Source organism: Thermobacillus xylanilyticus (assembly GCF_907165215.1).
Taxonomy (GTDB): domain Bacteria; phylum Bacillota; class Bacilli; order Paenibacillales; family Paenibacillaceae; genus Thermobacillus; species Thermobacillus xylanilyticus.
Genome location: NZ_CAJRAY010000105.1, coordinates 13846 through 34690 on the forward strand (window position 1 = coordinate 13846; position 20845 = coordinate 34690).

A 20845-nucleotide genomic window follows, 5' to 3' on the forward strand; every position below is an offset into this window, starting at 1 on the left:
TCGGTCAGCACGCCGTCTTCGCGGGACCGCATCGGCAGCACGCCTTCGTTCGCGCCGAGCAGATAGCCGGCCAGCACGCCGCCCGTGCGCGACCGGTCCAGACTGCCGACCAGCACCTGGTCGACCGACGGCGGCACGCTGCCGAGCTGCAGGCTGTCCAGGCCCGTCTCGACCATGCCCGCGAACAGATCGGCCGGCATCCGCTCTTCGCCCGCGAGCTCGACCAGCTGATCCAGCAGGCTCATGACGCCGTCCCACAACTGGCGATGCGCCCGCGACCGGAGCAATTCGCCGTTCTCCGCGTCCTCCAGGCTCCATGCTTCCAGCCGGTCCGCCGCACCGACCGCATCGAGCAGATCATACAGCGCCGCGCACATCGCCCGGACATCCCGGGCGCGGGCGAGCGCCCGGCCGAACCGGTCGAGCGGGGCGACGATCCGTTCCCGGCATTGCAACAGCCGCCGGAACGCATCCGGATCTTCTTCTTCCGCATGGCCCGGTTCGTCCTCCAGCGGATCGCGCACCAGCGGCCGCCAGCTTCCCGGATCCAGCCATCTGCGGCCGTCGATGCCCGCGGCGAGCACGTAGTTCTCCAGCCGGTCCAGATCGCTCCGGTCAATGCCGGAATCCGGACCCGTCAAGAGCTCCGTCTTGATGCACCGGATGACGGCGTCGTGCCGCCAGCCCCCGGTCACCGTCTCGAGCGCGGACCGGATGAACTCGACAAGCGGGTGATGCGGGATGACGGATTTCCGGTCGAGGAAAAACGGGATGCCGTAATCGGAGAACGTCTGCTCGATCAGATCGGCATAATCGGCCAAATTTCGCACCATGACCGCGATGTCGCGCCAGCGAAGCCCGTCCTCCTGCACGCGGCGCAGGATGTCCCGCGCGGCGGCGTCGACTTCGGCGCGCCGGTTCGCCGCGGCGCGGATTACAACCCCGCAGCGCGGATGCTCCGGATCAAACCAATCTTCCGGCACGGCCATCGGCGTCCGGCTGCCGTAATGGCGCTCCAGATGCGCGAGCATCGGGCTGTCGGCCCAGCGGGGGGCCGGTTCCGGCCGAAGCACGAACGGCGGCTCCACGGGCACGTCCGATCGTTCGGCAAGCTCCCGAAGCCGTATGTACGTCTCGGCCGTCGGCCGGAACAAATCGAGCTCGGGCGGCTGTTCACCCGGTCCGTAAGGCCGGTCGAGGGTCAGGGTGACGGTCACGCTCCGCGCGCAGCGGATCATCGTCTCCAGCGCGGCGTATTCGGCCGGCGTAAAGCCGTGGAAGCCGTCGACCCAGATTTCGGCCGCCGCGAGGCTGCTGGCGCCGAATCCCCGCGCAAGGTACGCAAGGCCGTCTTCGGCGTCCAGATATCGACCGGCAAGCGCGCTCTCCAGTTCGGCGTAGAGCAGCCGGATGTCGTGCAATTTCCTCTCGAGCAGCCCGTCCGGCGATGCCAGCGCGGCGTCCGCCGCCAGCGTTTCAAGGCTTTCCGGCGTCACGCCGTACCGCTTCATCTCGGTCAGCAGTTCGTTCAGCTTGTCGACAAAACCGCGCTGCCCCGCGCTGCCGGCGAACAGGCGCAAACGGTCGGCGTGGCGATGGAGCAATTTGAACAGCAGCATGTTCTTCCCGTTCTCGCCGATCGGGACGAGCGCCGTTCCTCCCGTCTCCTGCATGACGCGGAACGCCAGGCGGCGGAAGCTGAGCGCCTGCGCCCGCATCGTGCCGGGCACGCCGGGCGTTCCGAGAAGCGCATATTCGGTTGTGAACGTCGCCTGCTCGGGCACGAGCAGGATGAGAGGCGGTCCGTCGGGCGCTTCCGCCAGTCTGGCGCGCACTTCGTCCAGACAATGGCGCGTCTTGCCCGTTCCCGCGCGTCCGAGCACGAATCGCAGCTTCACGGCGATTCCCCCTGTCCATGATTCTCTTATTCTAGCATACCGGCCGGGGAAAATCACGAAGAAAACAAACGTATGTTCGTGTTTTCCGTGCATGCCCGCGCAGGAATGAGCCACCCTAATGGAGGAAAATGTTGCGGAAGGAGGGCGGATGTTGCGCCGCACATTGTCCCATCGCATCCTGCTGCTGACCGTTGCCGCCGCAGCCCTGGTCTTCACGCCGGCTGCGGCCGGCACCGCCGACCCCGATGCGTTCAGCGCCGGCCGAAACGCCGCGGCATGGTCCGTGCACGCGCGTCTCCCGGATGCCCGGACGCCGGCGGCCGGGCCGCTGATCGCCGCCCATCGCGGCGCTTCGAAATATGCGCCCGAGAACACGATGGCCGCCTTCCGCCTCGCCGAGACCATGGGCGCGAACTTCATCGAGCTGGATGTGCGGGCGACGCGGGACGGCCGGCTCATCGCGCTGCACGATGAAACCGTCGACCGGACAACGAACGGCAAGGGGCGGGCGGGTGAGCTGACCTTCGGCGAAATCCGCCGCCTGGATGCCGGCGGGTGGTTCTCCCCGGCCTTCAGGGGCGAGCGGATTCCGTCCCTGGAAGAAGTGCTGGACCGCTTCGGCGGCGGCATCGGCCTGATCCTCGAACTGAAGCAGCCGTCCGCCTATCCCGGCATCGAGCAGGCCTTGGCGCGGCTGTTGACCGAGCGCGGACTGGACCGGCCGGAGCGCGGACGGATCATCATTCAGTCGTTCGACACCGGCTCCCTGCGCCGGGTGCGCGAGCTGCTGCCGAACATGCCGATCGCCGTGCTGGTCCGCCCGCGCCAGCGCGTCACGTCGCGCGACCTGGCCGAATACCGGAAATTCGCCGATGCCGTCCATCTGCCCGGCGCGTCGGCGCGCAAGCCGGTCATCCGCAGAATTCAATCCTGCGGCCTGTCCGTCATGGTCTGGAACATCCATGGCGAGCGGCAAGCCCGCCGGCTGCTGCGGTACGGCGTCGACGGCATCCTGACGGACGATCCTTTGCTGCTTGGCCGATGACGGTTCGCCGCCCGCGCGCATAAAAAAAACGCCGCACGCCCTGGACCGAAATCCCGGACATGCGGCGGACCGCAGAAATCCCGATCTCCCGAATCGTAACCATCCGATTTACCGCTCAAACCGGAACCATCCGAAATCGAACCGGCTCCCCGGCAGGAACACGAACGTCACATCCCGGACGCCCGCCACCGGCTCCAGCTCAAATACGCGCTCTTCATACCCGTTCGACGCCGTGAACTCGATCGCCCGGGCCTGCTCGCCGTCCGGACCGGCGAAGCGGATATGGATCGTGTTCCGGTCGATCGGCGAGCGTCCGCAGATGACGATCCTCGACGCGCCGGCCTCGCCGAAATCCATCCCGCCGAACACCAGCGAGACGTTGTTGCCGATCTCCTCGACCCTGCCGCCGGCCACTGTAAACGTGTCGCCGTAGATATGATCGCAGGAAGCCGCGTCGTTCCGCTCGAACGCCCGGTTCCTCCGCGCGAACGAGAAGCCTTTGATGTGCATTTTCGCGCGGGTGACAAAACTGATCGACGTGACGCCCTTCAGCACCTTCGACAGCTTGTACGTCTCTTCCTGATAGACGTTCCAGCGCGACGGCTTCTGGTAAATGACGTCCGCCAGCCGTTCGGCCCCTTCCTCGCCGGGCATCCCTTCCCAGATCTGCAGCGAATACGGCTCGCTCGTCAGCGCGAAGATCGGAATCGTGATCGTGTCCGACCCGACAGGCCCGAAATCGATGCCGCGCCAGCAGACAACCGTTTCGCCGTCCCTCGCCGTCGCGACGCCGCGCTCGTTGCCGTTGCCGGCCTCGCCCGCCGCCTCATCGTACAGCCCGCCCGCGATGAAGCCGTACGGGTCCTTGTACGCCGGACCCAGGCCTTCGACCTTGAACTCGAGGCTCGCGATCAGCCGGATCTTGTCCGTGCCGTTCCGGCTCATGCAGCGCAGACGAAAGTTCCCGTCGCCGAGCGCCGTCACCTTCGCGACCAGCCCGTCCGCCTCGACCTTCGCGAGATTCGAGTCGATGCCGGCGTCGTTCACGACGCGCCATTCGACATCGCGGTACGACGCATTCTCCGGATGCAGCCTCGCCTCCACGACGATCTCCCGCAGGGTCGGATCGAAACGCTGCCCCGCCGCGCTGACCAGCTCGATCTTGCGCACCGGCACCTCGTCTTCGCGTCCCGTCACGACCGGCAGCGGCCGGTTCGCCATACGCGCGGAGACGCCCTTCGGCGCGCCGCCAGCAGGTACGATGGCTTCAAGCTCCAGCACCGCCGTCTCCAGCCCGGGGGACGACACTTCGACCCGGACCGGTCCAGGTTCCGTGCCCGCCGCGATGATCGCCATCAGCTTGCCGCTGAACAGCCGGCGGCTCACACCCTTGTACGGGTCGTAATCCGTGCTGTCGCCGTTGTCCAGGCCGACGAGCCGGCCCGCGCCGGAAACGTCCACCCGCACGCGGTTCACGGCATTTTCGACGGGGTTGCCGTCCCCGTCCTCCATTCCGATCTCGACGAACGTGAGGTCCGTCCCGTCCGCCGCCAGCATCGGCTTGTCCGCCCGCAGCCGGATTCGCTTCGCGTCGCCGAACGAGCGCCGCACATCGGTTGCGATCACCCGGCCGTCTTCGTCATACGCGATCGCCTCCAGCACGCCGGGCTCGTACGGCACCTTCCACCACCCGACGAGCTGCGCGCCGCGCTCGTGGTCGAGCTCCCGTACACCGAGCGGCCGGCCGTTCAGCCGGAGCTCCACGCGCGGCGCGTTCGTCGCGGCCCGCACATCGATCATCTGCCCCGGGCTGAAATCCCAGTACGGGAACAGATGGACCACCGGCCGCTTCCGACGATCCGTCCACGCGGCCTGATAGATATAGTAGGAATCCTTCGGGAACGTCGCCGTATCGAGCTGGCCGAAATACGAATTCTTCGTATGATACGGCGTCGGCTCGCCGATGTAGTCGAAGCCGGTCCACAGAAACTGGCCGAGCGAGAACGGCGCGTCGCGCTCCGCGATGATGCACGCTTCCGGCGATTTCGCGCCCCAGCTCGTCGAGCTGTTGCCGAGGGCGGAGCACTGCTCGTCATCGTCCGCGAGCACCGACGCCTCGAACGGAAAATGGTAGATGCCCCGGCTCGACAAGACCGACGCCGTCTCGCTGCCGTAGATGACCCAGTCCGGATGCTCCAGGTGGTGTTGATGGTAAAATTTTTCCCCGTAGTTGTACCCGACAACATCGATAAGTTCGGCGCACTTCTGCGCGTTCGGCCACGGCATGTAGTTCGAGCCGATCGTCACCGGCGCGTTCCCCTTCGGATCGTGCTCGCGCACATAGCCGATCAGCAGCCGGGTCAGCTCCTGACCGCGCTTCTCGTCGGCATGGGTGTCATAGATCTCGTTGCCGATGCTCCACATGAGCAGGCTCGGATGGTTCCGGTCGCGCCGCACCCAGCTCCGCACATCCTTCGCCGCCCATTCCGGGAAAAACCGCGCGTAGTCGTACGGCGTCTTCGGCCGCTCCCACATGTCGAACGCCTCCGAGACGACGAAGAATCCCATCTCGTCCGCCATGTCCATCAGTTCCGGCGCCGGCATGTTGTGCGCGGTGCGGAGCGCGTTTACGCCCATTTCCTTGAGCAGCCCAAGCCTGCGCCGCAGCGCGACGGGATTGAACGCCGCGCCGAGCGCCCCGAGATCATGGTGTTCGCAGACGCCGTTCAGCTTCATTTTCCCGCCGTTCACGATCAGCCCCCGATCCGGGTCCATCACGACGTGGCGGAAACCGATCCGCTGGACCACCCGCTCATACGGTTCGGCATCAATCGCCGCGTCCGCCGGCCGCAGTTCCGTCACGAGCGTGTACAGGTTCGGCTCGTCCGGGTGCCACAGCTTCGGGTCCTCGACGATGAGCTCGTGCGACGCCACGGAACGGCCCGCCTCCGCGCGCCCGGACGTCTCCGCAACCACCCGTCCGCGATGCATGATCGCATGCGTCAGCACCGCTGCGTCAGCCAGCACAACCTCCGTGTCGATCCCGACCAGCCACCGCCCGTCCTCCTGCCGCCGCACCGACACATACACGCCGTCCGTCTCGATCCAGTTCGGCCCCCGCGTTTTCAACCAGACATTGCGGTAAATGCCGGCGCCCGAATACCAGCGGCTGTTCGGACTCTGATGGACGACTTTCACGACAATCTCGTTCTCGCCGTCCTCAAGCGCATCGGTGATCTCGTGCTCGAACGAGGAGTAGCCGTACTTCCATTCGCCGACCGCCGCGCCGTTCACGTAGACGGTGCTGTCCATATAGACGCCGTCAAAACAAATCAGCGCCCGCCGGCCGTCCTTCCTCCATCGGAACGTCTTGCGGTACCAGCCGATGCCGTTCTCGTACAGGTTCCGCGTGTCCCAGATCAGCCAGTCGTGGGGCAGGTCGACCGGCTCAAAGGCGAGCCCCTGCCAGCCTTCCCGATCCAGGCCGGTCTTCGCGAACGTCCAGCCGTCGTTGAACAATATCCGGGTATTCATGTCGACTCCTTTGCGCCTGCCATTTTTTCCAACAAGCCGATTATAGTCGAGCGCGCGCCGTTTCGATACCCGGAAAAACGGACAATCCCCCCGATCCGGCAAAGATTGTCTTTAATTCAGCCCCTTTTCTGTTCAATGTCCTCCCTGACTTTGCGGATGATCGCCATTTTGTTGTCCCAGCATGCCTGGCTCAGATCAACGGGGTATTCCGCCGGATTCAGCGTCCGCTTGTACTCGTCCCAGAGCAGCTCCAGATTGTCCGCCGCAAACCGTCGGATTTCATCGAGCGGCGGCAGCTCGTAGACCAGCTTCCCGTCTTCGAAAATGGTATGGTGCAGCTCCCGCGCCTCGAAATTCGTCACGAACTTCATGATGTGCGTATGGACGGGATGGAACATTTTCAGCCGTTCTTCGTCCTGCGGTTTTTCGTGCTCCAGCGCGATGTAGTCGCCCTCGGCCTTGCCGCTTCGCCGGTTGATGATGCGATACACTTTTTTCAGCCCGGGCGTCGTGATTTTTTCGGGGTTCGAGCTGATTTTGATCGTATCGGCCATCCGCCCGTTCTCGTCCTCGATCGCCACCATCTTGTAGACGGCGCCCAGCGCGGGTTGGTCCCAGGCCGTGATTAGCCGCGTCCCGATTCCCCAGACATCGATTTTGGCGCCTTGGGCTTTCAGGTTCAGAATCGTATGTTCGTCCAGATCGTTCGAGGCGATGATCTTCGCATTCGGGAATCCCGCTTCGTCCAGCATTTCCCGTGCCTTCTTCGACAGATAGGCCAGGTCGCCGCTGTCCAGCCGGATGCCGACGAAGTTGATGCGATTGCCGAATTCCCGGGCCACCCGGATCGCGTTCGGCACGCCGGAGCGGAGCGTATCGTAGGTGTCGACCAGGAAGACGCAATTCTTGTGGGTGCCGGCGTATTTCCGAAATGCCTCGTATTCGTCCCGATAGGCCTGCACCATCGCGTGGGCGTGCGTGCCGGCGATCGGGATGCCGAACATTTTGCCGGCCCGGACATTGGCGGTGCCGTCAAAACCGCCGATGACCGCCGCCCGCGCTCCCCATACCGCGGCGTCCATTTCCTGCGCCCTTCTGGTGCCGAATTCCAATGCCGTGTCGCTGCCGATAATGTGCTTGATGCGGGAAGCTTTCGTCGCGATCAGCGTCTGGTAGTTGACGATGTTCAGAATCGCGGTCTCGATCAGCTGGCATTGGATAAGGGGAGCTTCAATGCGCATCAGCGGTTCGCCCGCAAACGCGAGCTCCCCTTCCCGCATGGAGCGGACGGTTCCCGTGAACCGCAGTTCTCTCAGGAAATCCAGGTAGCCGCTGTCGAACCCTTCTTCCTTCAGGTAGGCAAGGTCGGTGTCCGAGAAGCGGAACTGCTGCAGGAAACGCACCACCCGCTCCAAACCGGCGAAAATCGCGTACCCGTTGCCGAACGGCATTTTCCGGAAGAAAACTTCGAACACCGCTTTGCGGTTGTGCAAGCCGTCCGCCCAGTAAACTTCGCCCATGTTCAGCTGGTAGCGGTCGGTATGGAGCGCCACGCTGTCGTCCCGATAGATCTGGTTCATGGTTCAGTCTCCCTTACAAGACGGTTGCGCCGAGGGTGTTGCGGAAGTGCCGCAGCGCCCACTCATGGCCTTCCGGATCAAAGCTTGCCACGGCGTTCTGATGCACGACGATTCGAAAGCCTTTGTTGTACGCGTCCACCGCCGTATGCAGCACGCAAATGTCCGTGCAGACGCCGACCAGATGCAGTTCTTCAATCCCCCGCGCGCGCAGCACGAGCTCGAGATTCGTTCCCGCAAAAGCGCTGTACCGCGTTTTGTCCATCCAGATCACGTTCGGCTTGTCCTTGTTCGCTTCATAGACGGCCTGCAAGGTCCCGTACAGTTCCCGGCCTTTCGTGCCCGCCAGATTGTGCGGCGGGAACAGCTTCGTCTCGGGGTGGTACGGATCGTCCTTGTGGTGGATGTCGATCGCGAGCACGACCAGATCCCCGGCGGCGACGAATTGATTCGTCAGTTCCGCGATCCTGCCTTCGATCGCCCGGGCCGTCTCGCCGCAGGTCAGGGCGCCGTCCGCCGCGACGAAATCGTTCGTGTAATCGATGTGGATCAGCGCTTTTTTCATGTGTCATGCCTCCCTTGAAACTTATCGTTCTCAATCGGCTTACACCCATTTAAGCAATCGGCATGGAAATGTCAAGCAAGGAAAAAGGCTGCTCCCGGAAACCAGGGTTCCCGGAAACAGCCTTGGCCGATCAAATGGATGCGCGGCTGCGCACTTCGAAAATCGCGAATTTCAGATACTGCCCTTCCTGTACGCCGAGGATCTGCGGATGGTCCTTCGCCTGCGTCCGCCATTCGATCAGGCGGAGCAGCTTGCCCGCATCTTTCGCGGCATCGGCGATCGCGCCCAGGAACATCTCCGGCGAGACGTGGTACGAGCAGCTCGCGGTGACGAGGTAGCCGCCCTCGTTCACGAGCTTCATCGCATGCAGGTTGATGTCCTTGTAGCCGCGCACGGCGTTCTCCGCGGCGCTGCGCGTCTTCGCGAACGCGGGCGGATCGAGGATGACGACGTCCCAGGTCCGCCCTTCGCCGCCGATCGGCACGGAGGTGTCGATCTTCTTCCCTTCCTTCGCGGCAAACGCCCGCCGCGCCCGCTCCTCCAGCGCCTTCGCCTGGCCGCGCAGGTAGTCGAACGCGTCGGCGACAACGAATTCGACGCGGTCTTCGAAGCCGTTCCGCTGGACGTTGCGGCGCGCCGTCTCGATCGCGTGCTCCGACACGTCAAGGCAGGTGACCTTCTTCGCGCCGTAGCGGCAGGCGTGCAGCGTGAAACTGCCGGTGTGGGCGAAACATTCAAGCACGGTTGCGCCGTCCCAGTGGGGATAGGTCACGACGCGTCCGTTCGCGTTCACCGGAACGCGCATCCGTCCGCCGTCATCCGGCCTTCCGATGCCGCGCAGGGCGAAATAATCGTCCGGCACGTCAAGCGCATCCCGCTCCTCGTACCGAATGCCGCTGCGCGCTCCCCAGCCGGTCATGAGCGGGGCGATCGCAGCCCGGTTCTCGCGCTGGTCGTAGAAATGGCCGGTCTTCTGCCCGTTTACAATGTCCACTTCGAGTTCGATGCCGTTCTCGACGATGACGACGGTCTCGGGGCATTCGCCGTACAAGAGGCCGGTTCGCTCCTCCAGCCCTTCCAGCTTGCGGACGGGTACGTCGGACCGTTCGTAAATGCCGTCGGGCTGGAAAACATCCTTGAGCGCTTCCACGATCTCCCGCCGCCTGACGTCCATGCCGAGCGTCAAAATCTGCACGACGAGCACGCCGCCGAACCGGTCGACGATGAGCCCGGGCAGAAAATCGGCTTCGCCGTAAACGAGCCGGCAGTCCCGCGGATGCTCCACGAACCGTTCGCGATGACGCCGGCACGCTTCAAACCGCTTGACGAAGAATGCGCGGTCCATCCGCTCCAACGGGCCGAACGCGACGGCGCGCACCGCGATCTGCGAATGCGGATTCCAGTAACCCGTCGCGAGCAGCCGGCCGCGATGGTCGCGCACGGCGACGAGACCGCCCGGTTCGGCTTCGCCCTCCATTCGTTCGATCTCGTTCGCGAAGATCCACGGATGCCCCGCTTCCAGCCGCTTGCGGCGGCTGGCGTTCAGTATGACTTCAGCGCCCATTTGCGCGCCCCCCTGCTGAATCTGTCTTGAGCTTTCCTTGTCGGCCGCCGGCGCGACGGCCTGTCATGCCCGTCCGGATTCCGGCATACATTGAGATGACCAGCACGCGCGGAAAGGAGGCCGTCCGCATGACCGATATCGCGCTGCCGATGCTGCTCGGCTTTGCAGTCTTCATGGCCGGCATGAAATTGATGGAGCTGGCGCTCCACCGCTGGGGCGGCGGAAAACTGACGGCCTTGCTCGAGAAGGCGACCGCGACCCCGCTGCACGGCCTGCTGACCGGCACGGCCGTAACCGCGGCGCTGCAGAGCAGCACGGCGGTTACGGTCATGACGATCGGCTTCGTCAACGCGGGACTGATGACGTTCCCGCGGACGCTCGGCATCGTGCTCGGTACGAATATCGGCACCTGCCTGACGACCGAACTGATCGGTCTGAACCTGAATCAGTGGGCGATCCCGCTCATGGCGATCTCCCTGCTCGGCTGGCTCGCCTCCGTCCTGCTGCGGGAAGCGAGCCCGTGGCATGACCCGGCGGCGCCCGAACCGGGCTGGTTCGTCTCGCTGCGCTTCGGCTCGCTCGCCCTGTTCGGATTCGGCCTGCTCCTGCTCGGCATGACGGTCATGCAGTCCATTGCGCCGGCGGTCGAGCAGACGCGGATGTTCGCCTGGTTCATCGACCGGGCGGACGAGAGCGTGCTGTGGGGTATCGCGGCCGGCGCGGCGCTTACCGCCGCCGTCCACAGCAGCGCGGCGGTCATCGGCATGATGATGGGACTCGCCGCGTTCGGCGCGATGCCGGTGGAGATCGGAATCGCCGCCGTTCTCGGCGCGAACGTCGGCACCTGCTTCACCGCCCTGCTGGCCGCGACCGGCGGATCGCCGGGCGGACGTTTCGTGGCATGGTCGCATCTCGCGCTCAACGTCGGCGGCTGCCTGCTGTTCGCGCCGATCGTCGATTTCCTCGCGCTCGCGTCCGGCTGGATTTCCGCATCGCCCGCCGCCCGGATCGCGCATGCGCAGACGATTTTCAATATTGTCTGTTCGCTTCTTGCCCTTCCGCTCTGCTATCTGCCGATCTGGCACCGTCCGGCTCGTCCCCGGACCGATGACCGGCTGGCGGCGTAGCATCCGCCGGCCGGCCGGACAGGATCGCGACGCCGGCGCTCGTCCCGAGCCGGTTCGCGCCGGCCGCCAGCATCCGCCGGGCCGTCCGGCCGTCGCGGATGCCGCCCGACGCCTTGACGCCGATCGTCGGCGAGACGCTCGCCCGCATGAGCCGGACATGGGCTTCCGTGGCGCCGCCGGGACCGAAGCCCGTCGACGTCTTGACGTAATGGGCGCCCGCCGCCTCGGCGACGCGGCACGCTTCCGCAATCTGCGTATCGTCCAGCAGACCGGTCTCGAGGATCACTTTCACGATCGCCTGCCCTTCCACCGCCCGCACGACGCCCGCGATGTCGCCCGCAACGAAGCCGAACCGGCCCTGCAGCACATGGCCGACCGACAGCACCATGTCGATCTCGGATGCGCCGTCTTCGACGGCCGCCGCCGCTTCATGCGCCTTCACCCGCGGATCGTTCGCGCCGAGCGGAAAGCCGACGACGGCGCTGATGTTGACGGGCGAGCCCGCCAGCCGCTCCCGGCAGTAATCGACCCAGACGCCGTTCACGCAGACGCTGTGAAAGCCGTAGGTGAGCGCTTCTTCGCACAGCCGCGCAATGTCCGCTTCGGTCGCTTCCGGCTTGAGCAGCGTGTGGTCGATATATTTTTCCAGCGTGTCTCCCGGTTTCCAATACTTAACCAACGCCGTCCACCCCGAGTCCGAGCAGCCGGAACGCGCCGGACAGCACCCGGTCGTTGTTGTCGTAGCCCATATCCCGCTGCAGCCGCCACGCCTCTTCGGGCGAATGCCAGCTGACGCCGCCGATCTCTTCCTCCTGCGCCTTGAGCCGGCCGCCGACCGCTTCCACCAGGTAATAATGGACCTCCTTGTCCACCGTTTCGTTCTCCTGGTTCACATAACGGTAGGAGATCCGGTCGATCGGCGCTTCGATCCGGCCGCGGATGCCCGTCTCTTCCTCGATCTCGCGCAGCGCGGTCTGCTCGACTGTCTCTCCCGGCTCCATCTTCCCCTTCGGCAGCGTGATCTTGCCGAAGCGGTCGCGGATGAGCTGGATTTCGATCCGTCCGTCCACGCGCCGATAGACGACGCCGCCTGCAGAGATTTCGTTCATCCCAAGCTTCCTCCGTCCATTCGTTGATGGCCTTGAACATGCGGCGGGGATTCCCCGGCCGCCGCTGGCGGACACGGGCAATCCCCGTTCATTCGCTTTCGCCCCGGCGCCGTACCGTCGTCAGACGGCTGCCGTTGCGTCAGCCTGAACTCGTTCCCCGCGGCATTCATTGACACCCGCTTCCGTCAAGCGAACGGGCACCACGGACCGGATCAGCGACGGGTCGCCGCGGAACGTAATCTGCAGATAGTTGTCGCTGTAGCCGGTGAGCCAGCTTTCGCCGGACTCGCCCTTCGTCTCCCGTTCGGGAATAACCTCCAGCACGCGGCCGACGAACGGCTGCGCATAGGCGAGCTGCATCCGCTCGGACAGTTCGATCAGCCGGTGAACCCGCTCGTGCTTCGTCTCCTCGTCCACCTGGTCTTCCATCCGCGCGGCCGGCGTGCCCGTCCGTTTCGAGTACGGGAACACGTGCATTTCGGCGAACCGCATCTGCTCCATGAACCGGTAGCCGTTCTCGAACATCTCGTCCGTCTCGCCCGGGAAGCCGGCGATGACGTCCGTCGTGATCGCGACGCCCGGCATCGCCTTGTGCAGTTCCTCGATCTTGCGCGCGTACTCTTCGGTCGTATATTTGCGCCGCATCCGCTTCAGCACCGTGTCGTCGCCCGCCTGCAGCGGAATGTGGAGATGGCGGCACATTTTGCGCGAGCGGTTGAGCACGTCGATCATTTTCTCGCTGATCTGGCTGGCCTCGATCGAACTGATGCGGATCCGCTCAAGTCCCTCGACCTTGTCGAGATCGACGAGCAGGTCGGCGAGATCGTAGTTCTCGAGATCGTCGCCGTAGCCGCCCGTGTGGATGCCGGTCAGCACGATTTCCTTGTAGCCGGCCGTCGCCAGCTTGCGCGCCTGCGCGATGACGCTCTTCGGATCGCGGCTGCGCGACAGCCCGCGCGCCCACGGGATGATACAGAACGTGCAGAAGTTGTTGCAGCCTTCCTGAATTTTCAGGAATGCCCGCGTCCGGTCGGTAAAGGCCGGCACATCCAGATCCTCGAACTCGCGCGTCTTCATGATGTTGCGCACGGCGTTCACCGGTTTGCGCGTCCGCTGGATTTCGGCGATGTAGTCGAGCAGTTTCGACCGGTCCTGATTGCCGATGACAAGGTCGACGCCGGGAATGGCCGCCACTTCGGCCGGCGACGTCTGGGCGTAGCAGCCCGTCACCGCGATGACCGCGTCCGGGTTGCGCCGGATCGCCCGCCGGATGATCTGGCGGCTCTTCTTGTCGCCGGTGTTCGTCACCGTGCAGGTATTGATCAAATAGACATCGGCCGGTTCGCCGTCGAAATCGACCTGTTCGTAGCCCGCATTCTTGAACAGCTGCCAGATCGCTTCCGTGTCGTAGAAGTTCACTTTGCAGCCCAGCGTATAGAACGCGACCGTCGGCATCTATTCGTTCCCTCCCATCTCTCCGGATTCGTACATGAGGCAGGCGAGCGCCGCCAGCGCCGCCGTCTCCGTGCGCAGAATGCGCGCGCCGAGCCCCGCCGGCCTGGCGCCCGCCGCTACGGCTTCGGCCGCTTCCCGTTCGGTGAAGCCGCCTTCCGGTCCGACGACGATGAGCAGTTTGAGCGGTCGGTCCCCGGCGCGGCTCATCGTCTCGCGCACGCGCGTCCTGAGGCCCGCGGCCGGCTCTCCGCCCTGCCTCTCGTAGCAGAAATAGACATCGTCATATTCGGCGAACGACTGGAGCAGTTCCCGCCAGGAAGCGACGCCGGCCACTTCCGGCAGCCTGCCGCGGTGCGCCTGTTCGGCCGCTTCCTTCGCGATTTTGCGCCAGCGTTCGAGACGCTTGGCTTCCTGCTTCCCGTCGTACTGGACAACCGCCCGCTCCGAGCGGAACGGCACGAATGCGGCGGCGCCGATCTCCGTCCCCTTCTGGATGATGAGCTCCATCTTGTCGCCTTTCGGCAGGCTCTGGGCGACGACGACCGTCCATGCCGGTTCTCCCGATGACGGCCGCAGTTCTTCCGCCTCGGCTTCCGCCCGGACGGGCGTAACCTCGGTCAGCACGGCGGTCGCTTCGCGCCCGGCGCCGTCGCAGACGACGACCCGATCGCCCGGGCGCATCCGCATCACCCGCGCGATATGGAACGCATCATCGCCCTCCACGATAACCGTCCGGCCGCGGAAGGCGGCCGGCGGCACGATGTATCGCTGCATTGTCCATCTACCAACCTTCATCATACACGTTTTGCAAGGCAGCCGCCACAGGAAATCCGTGCGTCAATGCACCTGGACCGACAGGCCGAACAGCGAGAACAGCCCGGTGATGATCGGCTTCGAGAGACCGAACAGCGGCGTCAGCGTCACCGCCCGGAGAGGCGGAATGAACACAATCAGGAGAAAAATGAACACGCCCCATTGCGCGTAGCGGTCCAGCTGCTCCCGCGCCCGGGGCGGCGAGAGATCCTCGATGATCCGGTAGCCGTCAAGCGGCGGCAGCGGAATCAGATTAAAGATAAAGAGCAGAACGTTCAAGCTGATCAGATAATTGAGGAATACGCGGACCGCCTCTGTCACGCCGATCGATGCGCCGGAGAGCCAGCCGGTGTAGGCGAACAACGCGTACAGCGCGACGCCGATAACCGCGAGCAGCAGATTGCTGAGCGGACCGACGGCGGACACGACGATGCCCATCAGGCGCGGATACTTAAGCCGCGACCGGATGACGGGCACCGGCTTCGCCCAGCCGAAACCGGCGATCAGAATGAGCAGCGTTCCGATCGGATCGAGGTGGGCCATCGGATTCAGCGTCACCCGGCCCTGGTCGCGGGCGGTCGAATCGCCGAACTTGTACGCGCTCCAGGCATGCGCGAATTCATGTACCGTGAACGCCAGCGCCAGGACGATCACGATGAACGGCAAATGTTCGAGCGGATACCAGAGCAATCGTTGGAGAAAATCCATCAGCGACCCTCCGGCTTTCTCGCCGTCAACGCGATCCAATCGTCCTGCTCGTCCCGGCGGACGATCTCGAATCCCGCTTCTTCGAGGCCTCGCCGCACATCCTGTTCCTTGTTGATGTAGATGCCGGATGCGATGTACAGCCCGCCCGGCTTCAGCGCCGCGTAAACGTCGTCAATAAACCGAAGGATGATCTCCGCGAGGATGTTCGCGACGACCAGATCAACCGGCAGCTGCACATTGAACGGCTTGCCGTTGGACGTCTCGCTGCCCCTGAGCACGCCGAGCAAGTCGCTCTCGCGGACGTCGATTCGGTCCGACAGTCCGTTCAGCTCCGCATTCGCCTTCGCGCTTGACACGGCGACCGGATCGAGATCGAGCGCGAGCACGTTCCGCGCGCCCAGCTTTACGGCCCCGATCGCGAGAATGCCGGAACCGGTGCCGACGTCGATGACGTCCTCGCCGCCCTGTATGATGCGATCGAGCGCGCGCAGACAGAGCGCCGTGGTCGCGTGGGTGCCCGTCCCGAACGCCATGCCGGGATCGAGATCGATCACGAGCTCGCCGGGGCCGGGCTCGTAAGGCTCCCAGGTCGGCCGGATCGTCAGCCGTTCCGATACGCGCAGCGGCTTGAAATACTTCTTCCAGGCATCCGCCCAATCCTCTTCGTCGACAAGCGCTTCCTCGAGCGCGTATTCGCCGGGGTCGATGCCGTAGTCTCGCAGTTCGCCGATCCTCGCATGCAGCGTCCGTGTGACGGCTGCCATGTCGGCGCCTTCGACGAACCAGCCCTTGATCTCGACCCAGCCGGCCGGTATCGCATTGAGCGGCCGGTCGTACCATTCGCCGAGCGGCGTCACTTCGGGCTTCCGATCCGCCCAGGACTCCTCGACCGATACGCCGTCCGCCTCGAGTTCATGCAGAAAATTCGTCACCATCTCGACCGCTTCCGTTCGCGTCCGGATGGTCAGTTCGTGCCATTTCAACCGAACACCCTCCCCCTGCTTCCGGCGGCCGCACACGGCCGCTTCATCCATTGTACAATACCGGAAGCCGCGCGCACAAAAAAAGGTTCCCTGACAAGACGAACGCCCCGGTTCGGACAGCGAATCCGGGGCGCTTGTCTGATCGTCTGTCAATGCCATTCCGCCGTTCCGCCATGGGTCTCGATCAGCCGGGTCGCCTGCTCGACGATCGCGTCGTCAATCGTCGCCGTCAGCGACATTCCGCCGTCATCCGGCCGGACGGCGGCGGCCCGCAGCGCTTCCAGCTTGCGCTGCGCTTCGCGGGCGTGCGCGGCGTCGGTGAACGACGCGTTCAGTTCCGCCATGTCCGTTCACCCCGTCAGCCGCGCTGACGGCTGTCCGCCGCCCGCGCCCTGGCCGCCGCTTCGTGATCGTCGGCGTCCGCCGTCTTCGGATCGACCCGGACATCCTCCTTGCCCGCGGTCGGCAGTTTCCTTTGGCCGTTCCGCCTGCTGCTGTCTGCCGGCATAGAACTTCCTCCTTCGCGCAACATGCTCCCGCACCGATAGTGTGCGGCGGCTTCACCCCGAATATGCGGGTGAAGCCTGCGCGCGGCATGCGCCGGCCGGCAGGCTTCATCAGTCGCTGCTGCTTTACTCGCCGCGGAACGCCCGCTTCATCCGTTCGAACAGCGTTTCGGACTGGCCGCCCGGCACATAGGCGCTTTCCTGCGACAGTCCGGCGAATTGCCGCAGCAATTCCTTCTGCTCCTCGGTCAGGTTCGTCGGCGTCACGACGGTCACCTTGACGTGCTGGTCGCCCTGGCCCATGCCGCGCAGCCGCGGCACCCCTTTGCCTTTCAGGCGGAAATAGGTGCCCGTCTGCGTCCCCGCGGGAATGCGCAGCTTTACTTTCTCCGTCAGCGTCGGCACTTCGATCTCGTCTCCGAGCGCCGCCTGCGCGAATGTCAGCGGCACTTCGCAATAGATGTCATCGCCTTCCCGCTCGAAGAATTCGTGCGGCTTCACGCGGATCACGATGTACAGATCGCCGGGCGGGCCGCCGCGCGAACCGGCTTCGCCTTCGCCGGACAGCCGGATTTGCGCGCCTTCGTCGACGCCCGCCGGAATGCGCACGTGGATGGTGCGCTGCCGCTTCACCTTGCCCGTGCCCCGGCAGGTTGCGCATTTGTCGCGCACGACCCGGCCGGTGCCGCCGCACTGCGAACAGAGACGCCGGTTCACGATGCGCCCGAACGGCGTATTCTGGACGATCTCCTGCTGTCCGGTACCCCGGCACACCGAGCACGTCTCCGGCTTCGTCCCCGGCCGGGCGCCGCTGCCGCGGCAGGTATCGCACGTTTCCGTCCGCGGAATCGTAATGTCTTTCTCAACGCCGAATACGGCTTCCTTGAATTCGATGGTCATCGTATATTGCAGGTCGCTGCCCCGCTGCGGCGCGTTCGGGTCGCGGCGGCTGCCGCCGCCGAAGAACATATCGAAGATGTCGCCGAATCCGCCGAAATCGGCGCCGCTGAAACCGCCGCCTCCGATTCCCTGGTTCGGGTCGATGTGCCCGTAGCGGTCGTATTGGGCGCGCTTCTGCTCGTCGCTGAGCACGTCGTACGCTTCCTTGACTTCCTTGAACCGCTCCTCGGCATCCGGCGCCTTGTTGACGTCCGGATGGAGCTTGCGGGCCAGACTGCGGTAAGCCTTCTTGATCTCTTCCGCGGACGCGTTCCGGTCGACGCCCAGCACTTCATAGTAGTCCCGCTTCTCCGCCACTCAGCCACCCCCTCCAAATTGGGTTAATGCCGCCCGCACCCATGCATAATCGAGGGTCAAAGCCGTTGGACCGACTTTGACCCTCCGCCTGCAGCCGATTCAGGTTGCGGCTTATTTCTTGTCGTCGACGACTTCGTAGTCGGCATCCACGACGTTGTCCTTGCCCTTCGCAGCGCCTTCCGCGCCGGCGGCGCCGGACGCGTCCTGCTGCGCTCCGGCTTGCTGATAGAGCTTCACGGAGAGCTGCTGCACGACGTTCGACAGCTCTTCGGTTGCCGACTTGATCGCGCTCAAGTCGTTCGATTCCATCGCTTTCTTGACTTTTTCCTTCGCGTCGTTCGCCTTCTGGATCTCGGAAGCGTCGACCTTGTCGCCGAGGTCTTTGAGCGTCTTCTCAACCGTATAAACCAGCTGGTCGGCGCTGTTCTTCGCCTCGACGAGCTCGCGGCGCTTGCGGTCTTCTTCCGCGTACTGCTCCGCTTCCTTCTGCATCCGTTCGATCTCTTCCGGCGTCAGACCGCTCGAAGACGTGATCGTGATCTTCTGCGATCTGCCCGTGCCCTTGTCAACCGCGGATACATTGACGATGCCGTTCGCGTCGATGTCGAAGGTGACTTCGATCTGCGGCACGCCGCGCGGCGCCGGCGGGATGTCGCTCAGGATGAAGCGGCCGAGCGTCTTGTTGTCCGCCGCCATCGCCCGCTCGCCCTGCAGCACGTGGATCTCGACGCTCGTCTGGTTGTCCGAGAAAGTCGAGAAGATCTGCGACTTGCTTGTCGGGATCGTCGTGTTCCGCTCGATCATCTTCGTGAAGACGCCGCCCGCCGTCTCGATGCCGAGCGAAAGCGGCGTGACGTCGAGCAGCACGACGTCCTTCACATCGCCCGTCAGCACACCTGCTTGGATGGCTGCGCCGAGCGCGACGACTTCGTCCGGGTTGACGCCCTTGTGCGGTTCCTTGCCGATCAGCTTCTTGATCGCTTCCTGAACCGCCGGAATGCGCGTCGAACCGCCGACGAGCACGACCTTGTCGATGTCGGCCGGCGTCAGACCCGCGTCGCTGAGCGCCTGGCGGGTCGGGCCGAGCGTCCGCTCGACGAGATGGGCCGTCAGTTCTTCGAACTTCGCCCGGGTCAGATTCATTTCAAGGTGTTGCGGCACGCCGTCGACCATCGTGATGAACGGCAGCGAGATCGTCGTCGTCAGCACGCCGGACAGCTCTTTCTTCGCTTTCTCCGCCGCATCTTTCAGCCGCTGAACCGCCGCCTTGTCCTTCATCAGATCGACGCCGTGTTCCTTCTTGAACTCGGAAGCGAGCCAGTCCATGATCGCCTGGTCGAAATCATCGCCGCCGAGGTGGTTGTCGCCGCTCGTCGCCTTGACTTCGAAAAAACCGTCGCCGAGCTCGAGGATCGACACGTCGAACGTGCCGCCGCCGAGGTCGTAGACGAGAATCGTCTGGTCTTCCTCTTTGTCGAGGCCGTATGCGAGCGCGGCCGCCGTCGGCTCGTTGACGATCCGCAGCACTTCAAGGCCCGCGATCTTGCCGGCGTCTTTCGTCGCCTGACGCTGCGAGTCGTTGAAGTAAGCCGGCACCGTGATGACAGCCTTCGTCACCGGCTGGCCGAGATAGGCTTCCGCGTCGGCTTTCAGTTTCATCAGGATAAACGCCGAAATCTCTTGCGGCGTATATTCCTTGCCGTCGATATTCACTTTGTGGTTCGTGCCCATATGCCGCTTGATCGAAATGATCGTGCGGTCCGGATTCGTGATGGCCTGGCGCTTCGCCGTTTCGCCGACGATCCGCTCGCCGTCCTTCTTGAACCCGACGACGGACGGCGTCGTGCGGCTGCCTTCCGGATTCGGAATGACGACCGCCTCGCCCCCTTCCATGACAGCGACGCAGGAGTTCGTCGTGCCGAGGTCGATGCCGATCACTTTGCTCATCGATCGTTCCTCCTTAATGGATTGCCAGAATCACAACTTGCTTCATCCGCTGACCTTGACCATGGCCGGACGGATCACGCGATCCTTCAATATATAACCGCGCTGAAGTTCTTCCACGACGGTTCCTTCCTCATGCTCGTCGGACTCGACGCGCATGACCGCTTCGTGGAACTCGGGATTGAACGGCTGTCCGACCGTCTCCATCGGCTTCAATCCTTCCTGTTCGAGCAGCTGGAGCAGCTGGCGGTGGATCATGTCCACGCCTTTCGCCAGCGCCTCGAAGTCGCCCGAATCCTTCGACGCGCCGATCGCGCGCTCGAAATTGTCCAGTACGGGCAGAAGCCGGCTGATCAGCTCCATGGAGGCGTATTTCGCCAACTCTTCCTTCTCGCGCTGAGTGCGGCGGCGGAAGTTGTCAAAATCGGCCTGGGCGCGAAGCAGCCGCTGCCGGTACTCCTCGATCTGGCTTTCGAGCTCCGCGATGCGGGCATCCCTTGGATCCGCCTCGGGAGCCGCTTCCGCCTCCTGTTCGGCCGTTTCCTCCCCGGCTGCGGACGCGTCCGCTTCGCCTTCCCGGGATTCCGCAGCATTCGCCTCCGCATTCAGCGTATCGGCCGGCGCTTCCGCAGCCGGCCTGTCGCGTTCATTATCCGCGTTGGCCGCTTCTCCGCCTTCGGCTGCGGCCTCCTGTTCCAACCGCTCTTCTGCTGCTGCATTCCTTGCTTCCGTCATTGCTGCAGTCCACCTCCTGATGCCG

The 20845-nt window shown here is 64.4% G+C and carries 18 protein-coding genes; 2 read left to right on the forward strand and 16 right to left on the reverse strand.

Annotation, left to right across the window (positions count from 1 at the left end):
* Positions 1–1898 (reverse strand): PD-(D/E)XK nuclease family protein (locus KJQ12_RS18910; protein ID WP_213486961.1); only part of this gene is annotated, 1898 nt, incomplete at its 3' end.
* A 151-nt stretch (positions 1899–2049) separates the two neighbouring features.
* Here KJQ12_RS18910 and KJQ12_RS18915 point away from each other — a divergent pair.
* A complete protein-coding gene (locus KJQ12_RS18915) occupies positions 2050–2943 on the forward strand; it encodes a glycerophosphodiester phosphodiesterase (RefSeq protein WP_213486963.1) in 894 nt (297 codons plus the stop codon).
* 108 nt (positions 2944–3051) lie between these two features.
* Here KJQ12_RS18915 and KJQ12_RS18920 read toward each other — a convergent pair whose 3' ends face one another.
* The 4 genes from KJQ12_RS18920 to KJQ12_RS18935 all read right to left on the reverse strand — a co-directional run bounded on the left by KJQ12_RS18920 (position 3052) and on the right by KJQ12_RS18935 (position 10183).
* Positions 3052–6477: a glycoside hydrolase family 2 TIM barrel-domain containing protein gene (locus tag KJQ12_RS18920; protein ID WP_213486964.1), complete on the reverse strand. Its 3426-nt coding sequence runs from the start codon at positions 6475–6477 to the stop codon at positions 3052–3054.
* A gap of 116 nt (positions 6478–6593) precedes the next feature.
* Positions 6594–8057, reverse strand: a complete 1464-nt coding sequence (locus KJQ12_RS18925; RefSeq protein WP_213486966.1) for a nicotinate phosphoribosyltransferase — start codon at positions 8055–8057, stop codon at positions 6594–6596.
* A gap of 13 nt (positions 8058–8070) precedes the next feature.
* Positions 8071–8619, reverse strand: a complete 549-nt coding sequence (locus KJQ12_RS18930; protein ID WP_213486968.1) for a cysteine hydrolase family protein — start codon at positions 8617–8619, stop codon at positions 8071–8073.
* A gap of 130 nt (positions 8620–8749) precedes the next feature.
* Entirely contained in the window at positions 8750–10183 is a 1434-nt protein-coding gene (locus tag KJQ12_RS18935; protein WP_213486970.1) for a class I SAM-dependent rRNA methyltransferase, read from the reverse strand.
* A gap of 128 nt (positions 10184–10311) precedes the next feature.
* Between KJQ12_RS18935 and KJQ12_RS18940 the strand changes: the two genes are divergently transcribed.
* Positions 10312–11310: a Na/Pi cotransporter family protein gene (locus KJQ12_RS18940; protein ID WP_213486972.1), complete on the forward strand. Its 999-nt coding sequence runs from the start codon at positions 10312–10314 to the stop codon at positions 11308–11310.
* Here the strand turns inward: KJQ12_RS18940 and deoC are convergent.
* From deoC to grpE, 11 genes are all read right to left on the reverse strand, one after another.
* Positions 11213–11989 (reverse strand): deoxyribose-phosphate aldolase, encoded by a 777-nt coding sequence (gene deoC / locus KJQ12_RS18945; RefSeq protein ID WP_213486974.1) that lies wholly within the window; start codon positions 11987–11989, stop codon positions 11213–11215. The two genes, KJQ12_RS18940 and deoC, sit on opposite strands and share 98 nt — an antisense overlap.
* Entirely contained in the window at positions 11982–12419 is a 438-nt protein-coding gene (locus KJQ12_RS18950; RefSeq protein WP_213486976.1) for an NUDIX hydrolase, read from the reverse strand. Before KJQ12_RS18950 ends, deoC begins: the two co-directional genes overlap by 8 nt.
* Positions 12420–12539: 120 nt before the next feature.
* Entirely contained in the window at positions 12540–13874 is a 1335-nt protein-coding gene (gene mtaB, locus KJQ12_RS18955; RefSeq protein WP_213486978.1) for a tRNA (N(6)-L-threonylcarbamoyladenosine(37)-C(2))-methylthiotransferase MtaB, read from the reverse strand.
* Entirely contained in the window at positions 13875–14648 is a 774-nt protein-coding gene (locus KJQ12_RS18960) for an RsmE family RNA methyltransferase (protein ID WP_213486980.1), read from the reverse strand.
* Between the two features lie 63 nt (positions 14649–14711).
* A complete protein-coding gene (locus KJQ12_RS18965) occupies positions 14712–15395 on the reverse strand; it encodes a site-2 protease family protein (RefSeq protein WP_213486982.1) in 684 nt (227 codons plus the stop codon).
* Positions 15395–16378 (reverse strand): 50S ribosomal protein L11 methyltransferase, encoded by a 984-nt coding sequence (gene prmA / locus KJQ12_RS18970; RefSeq protein ID WP_213486983.1) that lies wholly within the window; start codon positions 16376–16378, stop codon positions 15395–15397. The genes KJQ12_RS18965 and prmA overlap by 1 nt, the downstream gene beginning before the upstream one ends.
* A gap of 149 nt (positions 16379–16527) precedes the next feature.
* Positions 16528–16722, reverse strand: coding sequence for a hypothetical protein (locus KJQ12_RS18975; protein ID WP_213486985.1), 195 nt, complete (start codon positions 16720–16722; stop codon positions 16528–16530).
* A 14-nt stretch (positions 16723–16736) separates the two neighbouring features.
* Positions 16737–16886, reverse strand: a complete 150-nt coding sequence (locus KJQ12_RS18980) for a hypothetical protein (RefSeq protein WP_213486987.1) — start codon at positions 16884–16886, stop codon at positions 16737–16739.
* 124 nt (positions 16887–17010) lie between these two features.
* Positions 17011–18141, reverse strand: a complete 1131-nt coding sequence (gene dnaJ / locus KJQ12_RS18985) for a molecular chaperone DnaJ (protein ID WP_213486989.1) — start codon at positions 18139–18141, stop codon at positions 17011–17013.
* Between the two features lie 111 nt (positions 18142–18252).
* On the reverse strand, positions 18253–20088 hold the full coding sequence (dnaK, locus tag KJQ12_RS18990; protein WP_213486991.1) for a molecular chaperone DnaK: 1836 nt from the start codon (positions 20086–20088) through the stop codon (positions 18253–18255).
* A 42-nt stretch (positions 20089–20130) separates the two neighbouring features.
* Positions 20131–20820, reverse strand: coding sequence for a nucleotide exchange factor GrpE (gene grpE, locus KJQ12_RS18995; RefSeq protein ID WP_213486993.1), 690 nt, complete (start codon positions 20818–20820; stop codon positions 20131–20133).
* Between the last annotated feature and the right edge of the window lie 25 nt (positions 20821–20845).